Source organism: Paenibacillus sp. MAHUQ-45 (genome assembly GCF_058133325.1).
In genome coordinates this window covers 57,806-74,269 of sequence record NZ_JBYUPV010000009.1, presented here as the reverse complement: position 1 = coordinate 74,269, position 16,464 = coordinate 57,806, and the positions used below count along the sequence as shown (strand labels likewise).

Here is a 16,464-nt window from a genome sequence, read left to right as displayed (position 1 = left end):
TCCGATCTTAAGCTCGTCTTATATAATTACGCTTGAAATCTGGAGACAGACTCCTCCAATTCACTAGATAAGGATTTCAGATATTCGACACCGGCAGCGACCTCACTTGTAGCGCTTACCTGCTGCTGGGCTGAAGCCGAAGTCTCCTCCACCGCAGCGGCCGATTCCTGTGACAATGCCGAGATGTGCTGGCTGAATTCATGCATCGTCTCACTAGACTGCTTCATCCGCTTCAGATCATTGCCTACTTCCTCCATCGTTTCAACCATTACCTGAACCGAATGAGTAATGTCCGACAGCGCAGCCCCAGTCTCCACAATCTGCACATTACCTTCCTCGGTCTTCACAACCCCGTCCTGCAAATATCTCACTACTTCCTTAGAGTCATGTTGAATCCCCTTCGTAATGCCGGTAATCTCCGTTACCGTCCGCTGTACCTCCTCAGACAGCTTACGCACCTCTGTGGCTACCACGGCAAAGCCGCGTCCGCTGTCACCAGCTCTTGCTGCTTCAATGGCTGCATTTATGGCCAGTAGATGAGTCTGCTCAGCGATACCGCGGATCGAACCCACGAGCCTAAAAATCCCCTCATTTTTCTTATTGAGCTCTTCCAGGGTGGCCATGGACTGCAATACTGCTTCTGTGATCTGCTTCATATATGTAACAGAGCTTTCCATTAGAACTTTGCCGCGTTCGCCTTTATGTTGTACTTCCAGTGAATATAGTCCCAATTCATGGCTTTTCCCAGTAAAATCGTCAATTAGCTTATTCAGGTTCTCCATCGCCATGGAAGCATCCACTACGGCTTCAGACTGACTGCCGGAAGCTGTCGCGAGCTCTTCCATCGTAATAGCAATCTGCATGCCTCCCTCTTTTGTCTCGGTGATGGAACGAACCAGTGTCTCACTTTCATCACCAATGATCTGCGATACACTACGGATTCTTTTAACAATTTCAAGTAGCGCATGATTCATTTCATTCACTGTACTCGCCAGCATCCCGATTTCGTCCTCACTACTAATCAGAGTATCCTCGGCCAGCAAATCTCCGGTAGCAATCCGTTTCAGATGCACCGTTACTTTCTTCAGTGGGGCAATCATCGACCGGTTGATGACCAGATTGATGATCCCGATCACTACAAGCACAAGCAGCATGGTTATGATCGTCACGATAACGGAGACCTGGAATATATTCACTGAAACCTTGTCCTTGGCGTTACCTTCTTCTATGCTGTGGTTGACAAGAGCGTCCATATCCTTCTGCATGTTATTAAAAGCGGAAATGCCCTTTCGAGAGACTTCCAGCGCTAACTGGTCATCGTTCCCCTGACTTAGTTTCAGAACCTGATCGTTGATCATCATGTACTCCGTCCATTTATTGCGCAAGGACTCAAAGTGCTTGGTCTGCTCCTCATCTTGCAGCCTATTCTGATAGCTCTTCATAGCAGCAGATACTTTACGGATGAAAACGTCACGTTCCTCCTCTAGTTTGCTCATCTCTGTGTCGTCAGAGCTTTGAATATGCTGCAAGGTAAGCGACATAATATGCTCCGTATAATAATTGATGCTATGAATCTCATTTAATTCGGGGATCAGCCCCCTAATGATTTCACTACTGTTTGTCTGCATCCGGTTCATTTGAAAGAGAGAAAGCACCCCGCTAATCACCACCAGCAGTGCCAGAGCTACATAAGCCGAGGTGAATTTAAAGCTGATGCTTCGTTTGCCCCTGGATATGACTGTTTTGAGTTTGCCTGCGGGCAAGCGGCGCGTCGAGGTTTTAATGTTATCCTTGAAATCTGAAGCATTGTTCATACCCTTGAGCCCCCTCATCTTTTTTCAACATTTTACATTGCGTTTACAATTCTTTCTTTTCATTTCAAAAATGACGAAAAAAAACGCCCCTTCCTATATTTTCGGCAGGTGGCGCGTATTAATTTATATGATTTTGCCCTGGGGTAATACACTTTCTGCAAGCAGGCGATAAGAAGCTCGCCGCTTCTCATAGTCCTTCAGCGGTGTGAAAATCAGCAGGTCTCCAGTGTTGCACCGATGGGCTAACCGCTGTAGTTCTTCCCTTAGCTGCTGCGGTGTTCCGCATAGCAATGGCGGCCCTGGCTTGTCTTCGCCAGAGCCAGTTCCCTTGTCTCCCGGTTCCGTACGATCTGGCCAGTTGCTCTCTTCGGCCAGTAGCGCAGCTTCCTCCGCACTGCTGGCGCATATCACGGCCACCGCAACCATCGTACGCGGCTCTGGTACGAGTAGCGAAGGTTCGAAATTCCCCCGATACTGTTCCAAAATCGGCTCAGCTTCTTTCTCACTCATGTAGCTGCCAAAGACATAGCCCGTTCCAAACCGTGCAGCATATTCCGCGCTGCGCACACCTGTACCGAGCAACCACGGCACAGGAGGTACGGCCGGCAGCGGCCGGGCGCTGACGGGCTGCCCTTCATAGGCATAACCATCTTGAAGCAATTCCATGACGGCCCTGATCGTATCGGGCAGCTCAGCCACGGCTTTCAGGAAATTTCCGCTCAGCGCCATCGATGCATGCGGCGGACCACCTGGTGCCCGGCCGAGGCCAAGCTCAATTCTGCCCGGACACAACGCTGACAGCAGATGGAACGATTCCACCACCTTAAGTGGGCTATAATGTGGCAGCAGCAACGCGCCGGAGCCAAGCTGGATCCGGGAGGTCAATGCACCAATATGACCTAGCAGCACCTCGGGCGATGGGCAGGCCAACCCCTGAATATCATGATGCTCTGCTACCCAATAGCGATGATAGCCCCAGGCTTCTGCTGATCGGGCCAGCAGCAGAGTTTCTTGCAGCGCTGTTTCCGCGCTGATCCCAGATAAGCGCGGGGCCAAATCAAGCACGCCAAGCCGCAGTGGTTCCATAGCTGCCTCTCCTTTCAAATACTCGGTTTCCTCTCCCTAATCAAGATCGTAAATCGATCCGACCTTGAGACCGTACAGTTCGTTATATATTTTCTCGGCAAAGGCATCTGTCATGCCAGCGATATAATCAATAACCATATGCTCCCAGGTCCAGATCGGCTTTGCCTGCCGCTGATCCTTCTCAAAGCGCTGTAACCAATCGGAAGGGATAATAGCTTTGGAGGTGTCCGGGTCCAGAAAGGCCCCCCATAGACGGCGAAGAATCCATTCACTTCTTTTCTGAAGCCGCTGCACCCGTAAATCGCGAATCATAGTGACCCATGCGAAGCTTTTCAGGACACTGACCGTACGCAGCATATCCGTATCCTCCTGCCCCTCTTTAATGAAGGTAACCTTCTTCCAGTCTCCATCGTCGATCACGCCAAGACTGGCCACAAAGGTGCTGACCCAGTAGGCCTTCACTTCCCGGCGGGTTCTCGAATAATCATTCTCGCAGGTCGGCAGCTTCTCTTTCCAGACACGAAGGAATGCACTGAGGACCTCCTCCACTTTAGCCCGGATTTTCTCCGTTTCCCAGCCCTGCCAGAAAAAATCCTCCAGCGTAGTGATCTTCTCGACAATCAGCTTCTGGATATAGTCATCATGCATGAAGTGTTCATGTACTTCGATCTTCCCAGCCTTGATGCCATCCTCCAGATCATGTGCAGAGTAAGCTATATCGTCGCAGAGATCCATAAGCTGGGCTTCCAGCGTTTTCTTGCCGGCCGGAATTCCCCAATCACTGCGGATCTCAGAAATATATTCCCATTCATGCAAGTACAAGCCCTTCTTCAAGATTGTACCGGGAAAAGGATATTTGTTGATCCCGAGCAGTACAGCATCAGAGAGATTTAAACCGTCGATGTTCTCCCGCTTCTCGAGGAACATAATCAGGCGGAAGTTATGGGCATTTCCTTCAAAATGCTCATAACGCTGCTTCATTTCATCCTGAATAAACAGCTTCTCCGCAGGATCGGCACCAGCCAGACGGGCTGCTTCATTCGTTTTATTCTCAATCAACTGCTCCAGAATGCTGTCCAGTACCTCTTCTCCTTTATGTCCAAAGGGCGGATGGCCAAAATCATGGGCAATCGCCGCACATTCCACTACCTCGGGATCAATTACCAGACCAGGATTGTCGGCCTGTCCGGTCGCCACCTCCGGATAGGATCGCAGCAGACTTCTAGCTGCCTCGCGAGCAATCTGAGCGACCTCCAGTGAATGAGTCAGGCGTGTGCGGTAATAATCACCCGTGCCTGCGCCGAAGACTTGAGATTTACCTTGGAGTCTGCGAAATGTCGGCGAATGAATCAGGCGGGAATAATCTCGTTCATAAGCAGCACGCGACGTCTCCAGGCGTGTAATCTCCGGATACTGCCGGTGTTCTCTTTTGCCAATCAGTGTCATGTTCCCCACCCTATCCTGAAATCTTTATTTAGTAATTTATTATAGAACATATTGCCCTGAACTTTCACCTATATAGGACGAACAAAAGAAAGTAACAAGAAGCGAGAAGGAACGAAGGGGAAGGTTTGGAACTGTAGGAGCGAAGCGTTCGCCTTTGTCGCCAGATTTCAACCGCTAAAAGCGGGTTTATAAAAAAAAAAATCTGGCGACAACAGCGACCGGAAGTCCAAACATTCACCGCAGTGGCGACGGAGCCTTTACTTTCGAGTTCGTCTTATATATTGAAATTCCGGACTTCAAATTTAGGAATTAACAACTGGAAACAATTTAACAATCTAATAACTATGCGAATTGGAGATATTACTTTGCAGGGGAAAAAAACATTTTGAGGAGGAAATACTTTTATGAAGAAATTAGCTGTTGCCGCCATTTCTGCCTGCTTATTGATGTCCGCTGTATCAGCTGCTAGTGCAGCTCCGGTTGAACCGACGAAACACGAGAAGAAAGTACACACTCAAGCCAAGCACAAAGCTAAAGCACACCATAAAGCTCATGCCAAAGGGACACATGCTAAGAGCCTAAAAGCCAAAAGTCTGGAACACAAAACTTTAAAAGCCAAGAGCCTGAAAACCAAGAGCATCAAGGCCAAAGCCACTAAATTGCCGAAAACAGGCTTCGGCGGCGCGAGCGAACAAACTGAGTAAGGAGGACGAAAGGGGGAGGAATACTCCCTCTTTCTCTTATAAACATGAAAAAATGGATTCTTGCCTTAATGCTCACCAGCATCGCCTTTTATGGCTGTGGTTGCGGAGCAACAACACCGTCACCTGCACCTAAAGAGAATCTCCATTCAGAATCAAAGCCGAATACAACCGTAATTGATACTAAAGTTGAACCTACCCAGAAACCGATACCGATCCATTCCGCTCCTGTGCTGCCTGAGAAACCATTTATGCCGACCCGACTTTCCATTCCTGCGATTGGAGTCACCACAGAAATAGAACCGGTAGCTGCATTGCCAAACGGGCAAATGGGCGTACCGGAGTCAACCGAACTGGTTGGCATTTCTTATCCAGGCATCCTTCCAGGCTCAAAGGGTAATGTGGTATTGGATGGACATGTGGACAGCTATACCGGTCCTGCCGTTTTTTTCAATTTAAAAAAATTAAAACCGGGCGACAGCATTGTTGTCTCGAATAACGTACACAAGCTTACTTATACCGTTGAGTCTGTTGAAATATACCCAACCAATGAGGCTCCATTAGAACGAATATTCGGGGATACCACGGAACACAGGTTAACCCTTATAACCTGCACAGGGAAATATAGCAGAAAGAAAAAAGAACATGAGAAACGGCTGGTCGTTTTTACGAAGCAGAAAGGTGAGTGATGATCGTGCTTAAAAAAACCAGTATTCTGTCCCTCATCCTTATCCTTTTTGCATCCTTTTCGTTGCCCGCTACTACGGTGAATGCAGAAGACAACAAACGAAATCAAGAGATAGATACCGCATTAAAGCAGATCTTCGCTGATCGCGCACAGACCTTGATCGACCAGCAAACACAGCGGCTAAAGGGCTTTTACCTGACGGAACAGACGTTAAGTAAGAATGCCTTTCATAACGAGAGCAATCGAACGGCTTATGTTAATGCATGGGCTGCGAAGAGGTCTGTTAAGCTGGTCAAAGCCAACAGCGGCATTCGGATTATCCGCAGGAATATTACTCAAGACACAGCTAAGGTGTCCCTTGTGCAATCACTCAAGCTCAGCTATGTGTATTTAAATGAAGTGATTCCGCCACAGTCCTTTGGCATCGGGACACGTCATTTTATGACCCTGAAGAAAATCAATGGAAGTTGGAAAATCGCCCGCGAATGGTACTTGGACCCGCTGGACGAGAATCCGGATAAGATTGCCGACAGTCCGGACGGATTGGCCCCCTCTGTTAAACCGACAGCAACAGTATCGGGTAAAAGTCGTCGTTACAATCGTTCACGCGCCATAGCCTATGCCGATAAATATGCAGGAACCGCATGGGGAGCTGGCAATCAGCATCGGTACAACCGCAAATATCTCGACTACACAGGTAAGGGGGGCGACTGCACTAACTTTGCCTCTCAAGTGGTTGGTGATCCTGAGGAAGGTGGCGGACTGGCGATGAAGTCGGGCTGGCGATACTTCTATCAGACCGGTGGCACTCAGACCTGGGTGCAGACCGATGCCTTCCGCAATTTCCTGCTGCGCTCCGGCTATGGCACTATGGTCTCCAAGGGTACCTATAAGGAAGTAGTAGCCCCTTCCAGAAAATATGCCAATGGCGCTATCTCCCAACTGCAGGCCGGCGACCTGATCGGCTATATTCTTCACCATAATGATACGGATCATTTTTCGGTCATTACAGGCTTTGATGAATATGGGTATCCACTGGTGAACTCCCATACAGCAGACCGTTACCGTGTTCCTTTCGACCTTGGGTGGGACAAAAACACTAAATATGAGCTGATTCATATCAGAGATTAAGCTTGTCAGCATAACGCCATTTCAATGTCATACAATTAAAGATCACGACATTGAATACGTTACGCTGGAGGTAGCGCTGTGCCCCATCTATTCAAGCAATCTGCCATTCGGGCAGCCGCCATGGTTGCGGTCAAGATATTCGGGCTGGCGGGACGGATCATCCTCACCAGAATTGCCGGCGCAGAAGGAATCGGGCTGTATCAGATTGCCTACTCCTTCTACGGCTTTATATTGATGTTGGCTGGAGGACTGCCCACGGCGCTTGCTCTGGAAACCGCCAGAAAACCCGCACAGGGCTGGCAGCTTCTAAAGATTATCTCTGTGCTCCTGATGTTTGGAGGCGGAGCCGTTAGCTTGGCCGTATTCCGGTACTCGCCATTCCTTTCTACGCTACTTGGTAATCCTGGTCTGGAGCATGCACTGCACAGTCTGGCCCCTGCCCTGTTTGCTGCTCCTTTGCTGGGACTGCTGCGAGGTTATCTGCAGGGACTTGGACGCATCGGCATAATTGCTATATCAGAAGTAACGGAGCAAGCTTTCCGTGTAACCTGCATGGTGCTGATCACAGCACAACTACTGCCGCTCGGCATGGGCCAGGCCGTAGGTGGAGGATTATATGGCACCTTTCTTGGCGCATTTATCTCATTTTCGCTGCTAACCATATATCTTTCTTTGGATACCCATTCCCCGCGCCCGCAAGGCCGCTCCGAAGTATTGCCCGTTACGCTATTCTTCAAAACTTCGCTGGTTATATCGGTGACGCGCATGTTCATTCCGGCTTCGGAATTTATTGACGCTCTGCTGGTTCCGAGTCGTCTGCTCGCAGCAGGCTATAGCACTTCCGAAGCAACGGCCATGTATGGCGTTATTTACGGGATGGCGGCTATTGTCGTCTATTCCCCTTCGCTCATAACAGGTGCACTGAGTCACACATTGACGGTACGGATCGCAGCAGAATGGCAGCAGGGCACTTTGGAAAAATTCAATCGCCTGGCAAGTCTGGCCTTGAAGATTTCCTGGTTGTGGGGAATCGCCTCCGGGCTGTTCCTGTTTATTCATGCCGACAAGCTTTCCATGCTCATCTTTAATACAACAGCAGCGACTATACCAATCAAATACTTGGCATCCATCCCGCTTCTGGTAGGTTTCCGCGAACTGACCACTAGCATTCTATGGGCACAAGATGTCAAGAAGGCTCCCTTCTGGGGTCTGCTCTCAGGACTGGCCTGCTCCACTTTCGCTCAATATATGCTCGTAGGCATTCCCGGCTTTGGCTATGCTGGAGCGGCAATTGCCATTATATCCATGGAACTTGTGTCTTCACTCTGGAACCTGAAAGCTCTGCATATCCACTGGGGAAGGCTTCACCGGACCCTGCTTTTGATGCTGTGTGACATCGGCTTTTTGTTCATGACTGCTGCCGGGTTATCACGTTGTCGACCGCTTTTGCAAGGGCTATTTTCTGAACTATGGGTCTTCCTGCTGGAGAGCAGCTTATTCTTTCTCGCCTCCGGTCTATATATTTATCTGCGTTGTTTTTACAGTGGCAAGTTCAGACGTTCCTGATTCCGCACAGTTTTTCCCAGTATGCCCTCCCTCTGCATATTTCCTCCTGCCAAAGGTGCATTCTATATAACTGAACCTAAGAAAAAGGGGGGGCATCCATGAAAAGAGCGTATAGGGTCATTTCGGCTGCATTAGCCCTGCTGCTCTGCTGTACGCCATCTACACTGGCCAGCCCGATAGTCAAGAACCGCTACTATTTTGAGAAACGGGGCGACATGATCTGGGAGGTACATACCAGTCAAAAGGTGATAGCCCTCACCTTCGATGACGGTCCGGATCCGGTAGAGACCGAGCTGATTCTGGATTTGCTGAAGCAGTACAATGCCAAGTGTACTTTTTTTGTAATTGGAAAACGAATTGCCGCTTATCCCGATATCGCCCGGCGGGTGGTTGCCGAGGGTCATGAACTGGCTAACCATACTTATAATCACGTGTATTTCAAGCGGCCGATCTCCCAAAAGCAGGTACACGAGGAATTGGAGCAAACGGAACAAGAAATCATCAAGATATCGGGGAAACGGAGTAACCTGTTTCGTCCGCCTGGAGGCATGTACGACGAGACTCTGATTAATGTGTCTAACCAGATGGGGCTCAAGCCCATCCTCTGGTCCTGGCATCAGGATACCCGTGACTGGAACAGACCTGGTGTTTATGCCATCTCGTCCAAGGTGATCCGCAATGCCCATAATGGAGATATTGTGCTTTTTCACGACCATGTCCATGGAAAATCCCAGACTCGGCAGGCGCTTAAGATCATTCTTCCAGAGCTGGAAAAGCAGGGTTACCGGTTCGTCACCGTCTCCGAATTGATCAAGCTCTCTGACACACAGCAAGCAGGTAAGCAGCAGGTTGGGCGAAATCCCTGATGGATAATAAAAAACCTTCTATTATAATAGGAAGCTTAATTTGAAAAAAATTAGCCCTTTCGGCATTGAGCGCCGAAAGGGCTAGCTTCATGGTTATTTTTTCATTCTAGGGTCCAGCACATCACGTAGGCCATCACCTATCAAGTTGAAGCCCAGCACGGTCAGCATAATGGACAGACCCGGGAAGATAACCGTCCACGGCGCTTTCTGAATAAACTGCCGAGAGTCGGAAAGCATCTTCCCCCACTCCGGATCAGGCGGCTGGGCGCCAAGGCCCAGGAACCCAAGTGCAGCGGCTTCGATAATCGCATGTGCGATACCGAGTGTACCCTGCACGATAATCGGTGTTAGACTGTTCGGCAAGATGTGGATGATCAGGATGCGGCTGTCCCTCATACCTATCGCCCGGGCCGCGGTGATATACTCTTCCGATTTTAGGCTGAGCACCTTGGCTCTCACCAATCTCCCATAGGTCGGGATGTTAACGATGGCAATAGCATATAACGCATTTTGCAAAGAGGGACCCAAAATCGCCACAATAGCAATAGCGAGCAAAATACTCGGAAACGCCAGCAGAATATCAAACATACGGGAAATCAACATATCGATCCATTTGCCGTAGAACCCTGCCAGCACCCCCAGGATGGTTCCGGCAATCATGGAGCCAATGACAGAGAAAAAACCAACCCATAAGGAAATCCGTGCTCCATAAATCACCCGAGTGAACAGATCTCGTCCAAGATCGTCGGTGCCGAGCCAATGCTGGGCTGACGGTGGCTTCAGACGGTTAACCAGTTCCTGCGCCTTGTAGTCATAGGGTGCAATCCACGGCGCCAGCAGCGCAATCATTACGAAGATTAGGATGATACCCAGTCCCAGCATCGCCGTCTTGTTCTTACGAAAGGCCCGCCACGCATCGCGCCAGGGGCCAAAAGCCTCTTTAGCAGGAACATTATTATGAGACGTTGCATGGATAGTTGGCTGTGACATAGATTCACCCTCACTTGTAATTAATGCGCGGATCAATAACGGCGTATAGCAGATCCACCAACAGATTAATGATTACAAAAATAAAAGCAATCACCAGAATCCCTGTCTGGATCACAGGATAGTCACGTGAACTGATAGCTTCAAAGATGTAACGCCCTACACCCGGCCAGGCAAAAATGGTCTCGGTGAGCACCGCACCGCCTAGCAGGGCGCCTGTCTGCAAGCCGATTACGGTCAGTACAGGAATAAGCGCATTCTTCAGCGCATGCTTGTACACTACCAGAAACTGCGATAAGCCCTTCGCTTTGGCTGTGCGGATATAATCGGAATTCATGACCTCGAGCATGCTGGAACGGGTCATCCGGGCAATAATCGCCATCGGAATCGTTCCGAGTGCCATACTCGGCAGGATCAAATGCTTAATGACGGTCCATAGCTGATCCCAGCGTCCTGCCAGGATCGTATCAATCACATAGAGATTGGTGATGCTGGTCACCGGATCGCGCTGGTCCATCCGCCCAATGGAGGGAAGCCAGTGGAGCTTCAGGGCGAATATCAATTGTTCCATGAGCCCGAGCCAGAAGATCGGCATGGAGACCCCGATGAGCGCAATAATCATGGCGCTATAATCAAACCACGAGTTCTGTCGCCAGGCACTAAGAATACCCGCATTCACGCCCACGAAGGTCGCAAACAGCATACTGGCTGCCGTTAATTCCAGTGTTGCTGCAAGATAGGGCAAAATCTCCTTGGCAATCGGCATTTTAGTACGGATGGAGGTACCGAAATCCCCCTTCACCAAATCTCCCATGTAATTCAGATATTGCTGCAGCCAAGGCTTATCGAGACCGAGTTGATCGCGCAGCGCCTGCTTGGACTCTTCTGTAGCCTTTTGGCCGAGAATCGTCTCGGCCGGATCACCAGGAATGGCATGAATAATAGAGAAGACAATAATCGTCATCCCAATTAATACAGGAATCAAAACCATGATTCTTTTTAATAAGTAGGCATTCAAAGTCGGCTCACCTTCCAAAGGTGTAATGGTACCCTAAAGGCAGTCAAAACCATGCACAGTTTAATACGGCTATTCAAAGTACACTTCGCTGTAATATTCCGTACCTGTCGGACCTGGTACGAAGCCCTTCAGATTAGCTTTGCCGGCCAGAAGCGGCTTCGTGTGTACCAATGGAACCCACGGGGCATCAGCTTTAATAATTTCCTGTGCCTTCTTATATAAGTCAGAGCGCTTGCCCTGATCCGTTTCCTTCTGAGCGCTGGTTAGCAGGGTATGCAGCTCTTCATTAACATAGAAGGTCCGGTTATTACTTGGAATCGCGTCCTTATCGAGCAAAGTGTAGATAAAGTTATCCGGGTCGCCATTGTCTCCGGTCCAGCCGAGCATATAAATATCATCCTTCTCGCCCGCCTTAGTATCATCCAGATACGTAGCCCATTCCGGAGATTCAATCACAGTTTTCACACCAATTTTCTCCCAATCAGCCTGAATGGCTTCTGCCACCTTCTTACCATCAGGCATATAAGGACGAGGCACAGGCATCGCGTACAAGGTTACAGGATCAGGCAGACCATTTGGATACCCAGCTTCTGCAAGAAGCGCCTTGGCTTTGTCCAGATCAAATTCATAATCCTTCACACTGTCGTTGTAGCCCCACAGTGAAGGCGGCAACGGATTCACGGCCGGCTGGGCCTGACCAGAGAAGAATGCATCAATAATGGCTTGTTTGTTCACTGCATGATTCAGCGCTTGTCTAACTTTTACATTGTCAAACGGCTTCTTCTTGAAGTTAAAGCCTAAGTAAGAAACGTTAAACGGTGGACGCTCAATTTTTTGCAGGTTACTATTGCTCTCAAGTGTGGACAGGTCATCCGGACTGAGGTCTTCCATCAGGTCAATCTCGCCGTTCTGCAAGGCTGTGAACCGGGCCGAGTTGTCCGGGATGGAACGCACGATAACTTTGTTCAGCTTCGGCAATCCCGATTTCCAATAGGCGGCATTCTTCTCCAGTGTGATAGAATCATTGCGTTTCCATTCCTTGAAGACGAACGGCCCCGTGCCAACCGGCTCATTCTTGAAGTTTGCCTTCTTCTCCTTGATTGCTGTAGGACTAGCAATCCCAAAGGAGGTCATCGCGATGTTCTGCAGGAAAGGCGCCTGCGGCTGGTTCAGAATAATTTGCACCGTGCCTTCATCCACGGCTTTGACTTCCTTAATAACACGGCTACCGTCTGGACCGAACATAGAATCATAATAATCGAACGAGTCGCCTTCGAATTTGAATTCACTCTTCGGATCATTCCAGCGTTCGAAGTTAAACACGACAGCCTCGGCGTTAAAGTCGGTGCCGTCATGGAACTTCACCCCAGGATGCAACTTGAATGTGTAGGTCAAACCATCAGGAGTCACTTCCCAACTGTCGGCAAGGGATGCCTGCACTTCGGAAGTACCGGGCTTATATTCCAGCAAAGAGTCGAATACCTGATGGGAGATCTTCAGGGACTCGCCATCAGTGACAATCGCCGGATCAAGCGCAGCAGAATCTCCGCCCCGTCCCAGGATTAACGTATCCTGAACCTCTTTGGGCTTGTCCGTTGCTTCTATCGGAGCATTGGTTGCCGCTGCGTTGCCTCCAGTGTTACCATCCTTGCCCGCATTGTTGCTGCCTCCGCAGCCGCTTAGCGTGAATGCCAGGCTAAGCGTTAAGACCAGTACAAGATTACCCCATTTTTTCATCTCATCGAAAACTCCCTTCTGCTAGTGAAAGTATTAAAGCGTTTATATAGAGCTGTGCCAAAGCGCAGCCATAAACCGATATCTATGCTTTCTAAGCTGTCAGATTAAGCGAGCTGTGAATGGGTTGTTCTGTCATGCAAATGACAGGCGGTAAAATGGGCGGTGTCCGTCTCTAGCAGCGGTGGCCGTTCCTTGCGGCAGACCTCCATCACATGAGGACAACGGGTATGAAAAGAGCAGCCAACCGGCGCATTCGCCGGGCTTGGCACCTCGCCCTGGAGAATGATTCGCTCTTTGCGGATATCAGGATCAGGTTCGGGAACTGCAGATAACAAAGCCTGGGTGTAAGGATGCTGAGGGTGGGAGTATAACGAGTGCTTGTCCGTGATTTCAATGATTCTGCCCAGATACATTACGGCAACCCGGTCGCAGATATGCTTGACGACACTAAGGTCATGGGCGATAAAGAGGTACGTCAATCCAAATTCACGTTGTAAATCCTGCATGAGATTAATGACCTGTGACTGTATGGATACATCGAGCGCGGAGACCGGCTCATCGGCCACAATCAGCTTGGGCTGAAGGGCAAGCGCCCGAGCAATACCGATGCGCTGTCGTTGTCCGCCCGAGAACTGATGCGGATACCGCTGCAAATGGCTCTTCGTAAGTCCCACCACATCGGCAAGCCTGTCCACGGCAGCACGGCGCTCCCGGGCATTACCCGTACGATGCACAATCATGGGCTCCTCCAGAATTCGCTGTACAGTGTGACGAGGATCAAGTGAAGAGAAGGGGTCCTGGAACACCATCTGCATCTCGCGGCGTTGCTTGCGTAGTTCTTCTGCAGAGAGCTTTGTAATGTCCCGTCCTTCAAAAAGAACCTCACCCGCCGTCGGCTCCATGAGCCGCAGTAGCGACCTGCCTGCGGTCGATTTGCCGCAGCCACTCTCCCCCACGAGTCCGAATGTCTCTCCACTGCGGATCGTGAAGGAGATATCATCGACCGCCTTCACGAATCCCACTGTCGAATTAAGAAATCCTTTTTGCACCGGATAATACTTCTTCAGTCCTTTGACCTCCAGCAGATTTTCGCTCATACCGCATCCTCCTGACTTCTTTCATGCAGCCAACAGCGGCAGCTATGCTGTTCCTCCTGCAGTGTGAGCTGCGGAAGGGACTGAAAACAGATCTCCATGGCCTCCGGACATCGCGGTGCGAAGCGGCAGCCCTGCATATCTGTGCTGAGTACAGGCACATTTCCTGGAATGGAGTACAGACGCTCACGAGTCTCGTCCATTCTCGGTACGGATTGTATCAGACCACGGGTATAGGGGTGCATCGGGTGTTTAAAAATATCGTGCACGCTGCCCTCCTCCACTACCTTACCTGCATACATAACGGCCACACGATGGCACATCTCTGCGACTACACCCAAATCATGGGTGATCATCATCACAGCCGTTCCCTGCTCTTCATTCAGCCTACGGATCAAGTCCAGTATCTGGGCCTGGATCGTCACATCAAGCGCCGTAGTAGGCTCATCGGCAATCAACAGCTCCGGATTGCAGGAGATTGACATGGCGATCATGACTCTTTGGCGCATACCGCCCGACAATTGATGGGGATATTCGTCAATAATGGACTCCGGTCTCGGAATGCCGACATTACGCAGCATATCAATGGCATGATCCCGTGCTTGTTTCTTGGACATTCCCCGGTGCAGACGTACAGTCTCAATGATTTGCTGACCGACAGTAAACAGTGGATTAAGCGAGGTCATCGGTTCCTGAAAGATCATCGAAACCGCATCTCCGCGGATCTTGCGCATCTCTTTTTCCTTGAGTGTTACCAGATCCTGGCCTTTCAGAAAGATCCGGCCTTCTACAATCCTGCCAGGAGGATTGGGTACCAATCTCAGCACAGACAGCGAGGTCACGCTTTTGCCGCAGCCGGATTCCCCTACTACACCCAGCACCTCGCCAGGATTAATGTAAAGATCAACGCCGTCGACAGCCGGAATTTCACCTCGATCGGTAAAAAAGTGGGTATGCAGATTCTCAATTTTTAAAATGGGCTCAGACAAAGAATAATACCTCTCTTCTGTTTAAAAATTGAACAAAGGTCAAATGAAGGTGTGCAAAACTAAGGAGGTTGGGAAGCTAGGGTAATTGTAGTTAACACTTTGTGGAAGTATAGAGCCTTATGAGGTTATTTATTCTAATTAATGTATAACATTACTATATAAATCCAAGGTGTACAAGAAAAAATTTATGATATAAACTAACCTTATAAAATTAGTCAGAATACAACTTATGCAAAAAAAGAAAAAAGACTGCGCTATTTATACAGCGACAGCCCTTTTTCCAATTGATGCCGCATAACTTCACGGTAATACGAAGGTTCCACGATTTCCGCTTCTTCCTCAAAACTGAGAATCCAGCGGACAAACGTAAATTCCTGATCCACTGACACTTTGAAATGAAAAAAGCGATTTTCATGATCCACCTTGGCGGGCTTCAGCAACATCCCCTCTCTCTTGATCCGCTCCATGGACCATTCGGAAAACTTAATTTTAAAATCCACCTGCAAGCTATCCTTGTCCAGCGCCCATTTATGTTTCATAAAAGCCTGCAAATCAAAATCGTCTTTGGTAAATCCGTATTTGAGCGGTTTAACATTAGAGAGCCCATTGATATAAAAGGTACGCATTACGCCAAAACGATGACAATAACCAATTAAATAAAATCGATTTTCCAGCAGGATAAGATAATAGGGATCAATATCGATCCCCTTCTCTTCGAGCGAATTCTCACTATAATCGGCTTGTATACTTTTCTGCTTCAGCATGGCGACGAACAACTCAATCAAAAAAGCAGGCGAATCCGGCGACAAGCCGCCTCTTTCCATCCAGGCAGCCCCCACTTCCCTTCCAACGCTCTCCAACTTCTCTTCCTTTTCCGTTCTATGCTTATATTCAGCCGCCATTACTTTCTCATAGGCACTCTCAAAGGCCGGAGGCAATAGCGGTTTGATATCATCCATAAGGTTGCGAAGCTGGCCAAATGCCATCGCTTCATCGTCTGACCAGTCCAGGGGGTACAGCGCAAAATTCCCGATAAAGGCATATCCCTTCCCATGACCCAAGTGCGTGATCGGAATATGCATAGCACTGAGGGCATCCATATCCCGGTAAATCGTCCTTTCACTGTTGCCGCATCGTTCGGCTAACTCCCGGGCCAGAATGCCCGGTTTGGCCTGAACCAGCGTAATAATACGCATCAGCCGGATTAATCGGTCTGTCATATTCAGTTCTCCTTGATTCATGGTAAAATAGACCCATTATTTTTAAATTAATTAGTCGTATATATCTAAAAACCAAGGAAGTAATTACCGAGATTAGGAAAATATAATGGAACTATTTTAC

General features: G+C 49.2%; 14 protein-coding genes. 5 read left to right on the top strand and 9 right to left on the bottom strand.

What is annotated here, in order from left to right:
• Positions 1 to 26 precede the first annotated feature (26 nt).
• The 3 genes from AC3Y23_RS19480 to AC3Y23_RS19470 form a co-directional block, all read right to left on the bottom strand.
• Positions 27 to 1,814 (bottom strand): methyl-accepting chemotaxis protein, encoded by a 1,788-nt coding sequence (locus AC3Y23_RS19480; RefSeq protein ID WP_379202020.1) that lies wholly within the window; start codon positions 1,812 to 1,814, stop codon positions 27 to 29.
• 123 nt (positions 1,815 to 1,937) lie between these two features.
• On the bottom strand, positions 1,938 to 2,900 hold the full coding sequence (locus AC3Y23_RS19475) for an MsnO8 family LLM class oxidoreductase (RefSeq protein WP_379202017.1): 963 nt from the start codon (positions 2,898 to 2,900) through the stop codon (positions 1,938 to 1,940).
• A gap of 36 nt (positions 2,901 to 2,936) precedes the next feature.
• Positions 2,937 to 4,346, bottom strand: a complete 1,410-nt coding sequence (locus AC3Y23_RS19470; RefSeq protein WP_379202015.1) for a deoxyguanosinetriphosphate triphosphohydrolase family protein — start codon at positions 4,344 to 4,346, stop codon at positions 2,937 to 2,939.
• Positions 4,347 to 4,750: 404 nt separating this feature from the next.
• On the opposite strand from AC3Y23_RS19470, the gene AC3Y23_RS19465 reads away from it, so the two are divergent.
• The 5 genes from AC3Y23_RS19465 (at position 4,751) to AC3Y23_RS19445 (ending at position 9,298) form a co-directional block, all read left to right on the top strand.
• Positions 4,751 to 5,050, top strand: a complete 300-nt coding sequence (locus tag AC3Y23_RS19465) for a hypothetical protein (RefSeq protein WP_379202013.1) — start codon at positions 4,751 to 4,753, stop codon at positions 5,048 to 5,050.
• Between the two features lie 44 nt (positions 5,051 to 5,094).
• Positions 5,095 to 5,736: a class F sortase gene (locus AC3Y23_RS19460; protein WP_379202011.1), complete on the top strand. Its 642-nt coding sequence runs from the start codon at positions 5,095 to 5,097 to the stop codon at positions 5,734 to 5,736.
• Positions 5,736 to 6,866, top strand: coding sequence for an amidase domain-containing protein (locus AC3Y23_RS19455; protein ID WP_379202009.1), 1,131 nt, complete (start codon positions 5,736 to 5,738; stop codon positions 6,864 to 6,866). The genes AC3Y23_RS19460 and AC3Y23_RS19455 overlap by 1 nt, the downstream gene beginning before the upstream one ends.
• 78 nt (positions 6,867 to 6,944) lie before the next feature.
• Positions 6,945 to 8,432 (top strand): oligosaccharide flippase family protein, encoded by a 1,488-nt coding sequence (locus AC3Y23_RS19450; protein ID WP_379202007.1) that lies wholly within the window; start codon positions 6,945 to 6,947, stop codon positions 8,430 to 8,432.
• A gap of 98 nt (positions 8,433 to 8,530) precedes the next feature.
• Entirely contained in the window at positions 8,531 to 9,298 is a 768-nt protein-coding gene (locus AC3Y23_RS19445) for a polysaccharide deacetylase family protein (RefSeq protein WP_379202005.1), read from the top strand.
• A gap of 93 nt (positions 9,299 to 9,391) precedes the next feature.
• Here the strand turns inward: AC3Y23_RS19445 and nikC are convergent, their stop codons facing one another.
• The 6 genes from nikC to AC3Y23_RS19415 all read right to left on the bottom strand — a co-directional run bounded on the left by nikC (position 9,392) and on the right by AC3Y23_RS19415 (position 16,343).
• Complete coding sequence (gene nikC / locus AC3Y23_RS19440; protein ID WP_379202003.1) at positions 9,392 to 10,288, bottom strand: nickel transporter permease; 897 nt, start codon at positions 10,286 to 10,288, stop codon at positions 9,392 to 9,394.
• Between the two features lie 10 nt (positions 10,289 to 10,298).
• Complete coding sequence (locus AC3Y23_RS19435) at positions 10,299 to 11,303, bottom strand: ABC transporter permease (RefSeq protein ID WP_379202001.1); 1,005 nt, start codon at positions 11,301 to 11,303, stop codon at positions 10,299 to 10,301.
• Between the two features lie 69 nt (positions 11,304 to 11,372).
• On the bottom strand, positions 11,373 to 13,040 hold the full coding sequence (locus tag AC3Y23_RS19430; RefSeq protein ID WP_379201999.1) for an ABC transporter substrate-binding protein: 1,668 nt from the start codon (positions 13,038 to 13,040) through the stop codon (positions 11,373 to 11,375).
• A gap of 104 nt (positions 13,041 to 13,144) precedes the next feature.
• Positions 13,145 to 14,137: an ABC transporter ATP-binding protein gene (locus AC3Y23_RS19425; protein ID WP_379201997.1), complete on the bottom strand. Its 993-nt coding sequence runs from the start codon at positions 14,135 to 14,137 to the stop codon at positions 13,145 to 13,147.
• Positions 14,134 to 15,123, bottom strand: a complete 990-nt coding sequence (locus AC3Y23_RS19420) for an ABC transporter ATP-binding protein (RefSeq protein ID WP_379201995.1) — start codon at positions 15,121 to 15,123, stop codon at positions 14,134 to 14,136. The genes AC3Y23_RS19425 and AC3Y23_RS19420 overlap by 4 nt, the downstream gene beginning before the upstream one ends.
• A gap of 254 nt (positions 15,124 to 15,377) precedes the next feature.
• The gene (locus tag AC3Y23_RS19415) at positions 15,378 to 16,343 is read right to left on the bottom strand and encodes a helix-turn-helix transcriptional regulator (RefSeq protein WP_379201992.1); all 966 of its coding nucleotides are present in this window, start codon (positions 16,341 to 16,343) and stop codon (positions 15,378 to 15,380) included.
• Between the last annotated feature and the right edge of the window lie 121 nt (positions 16,344 to 16,464).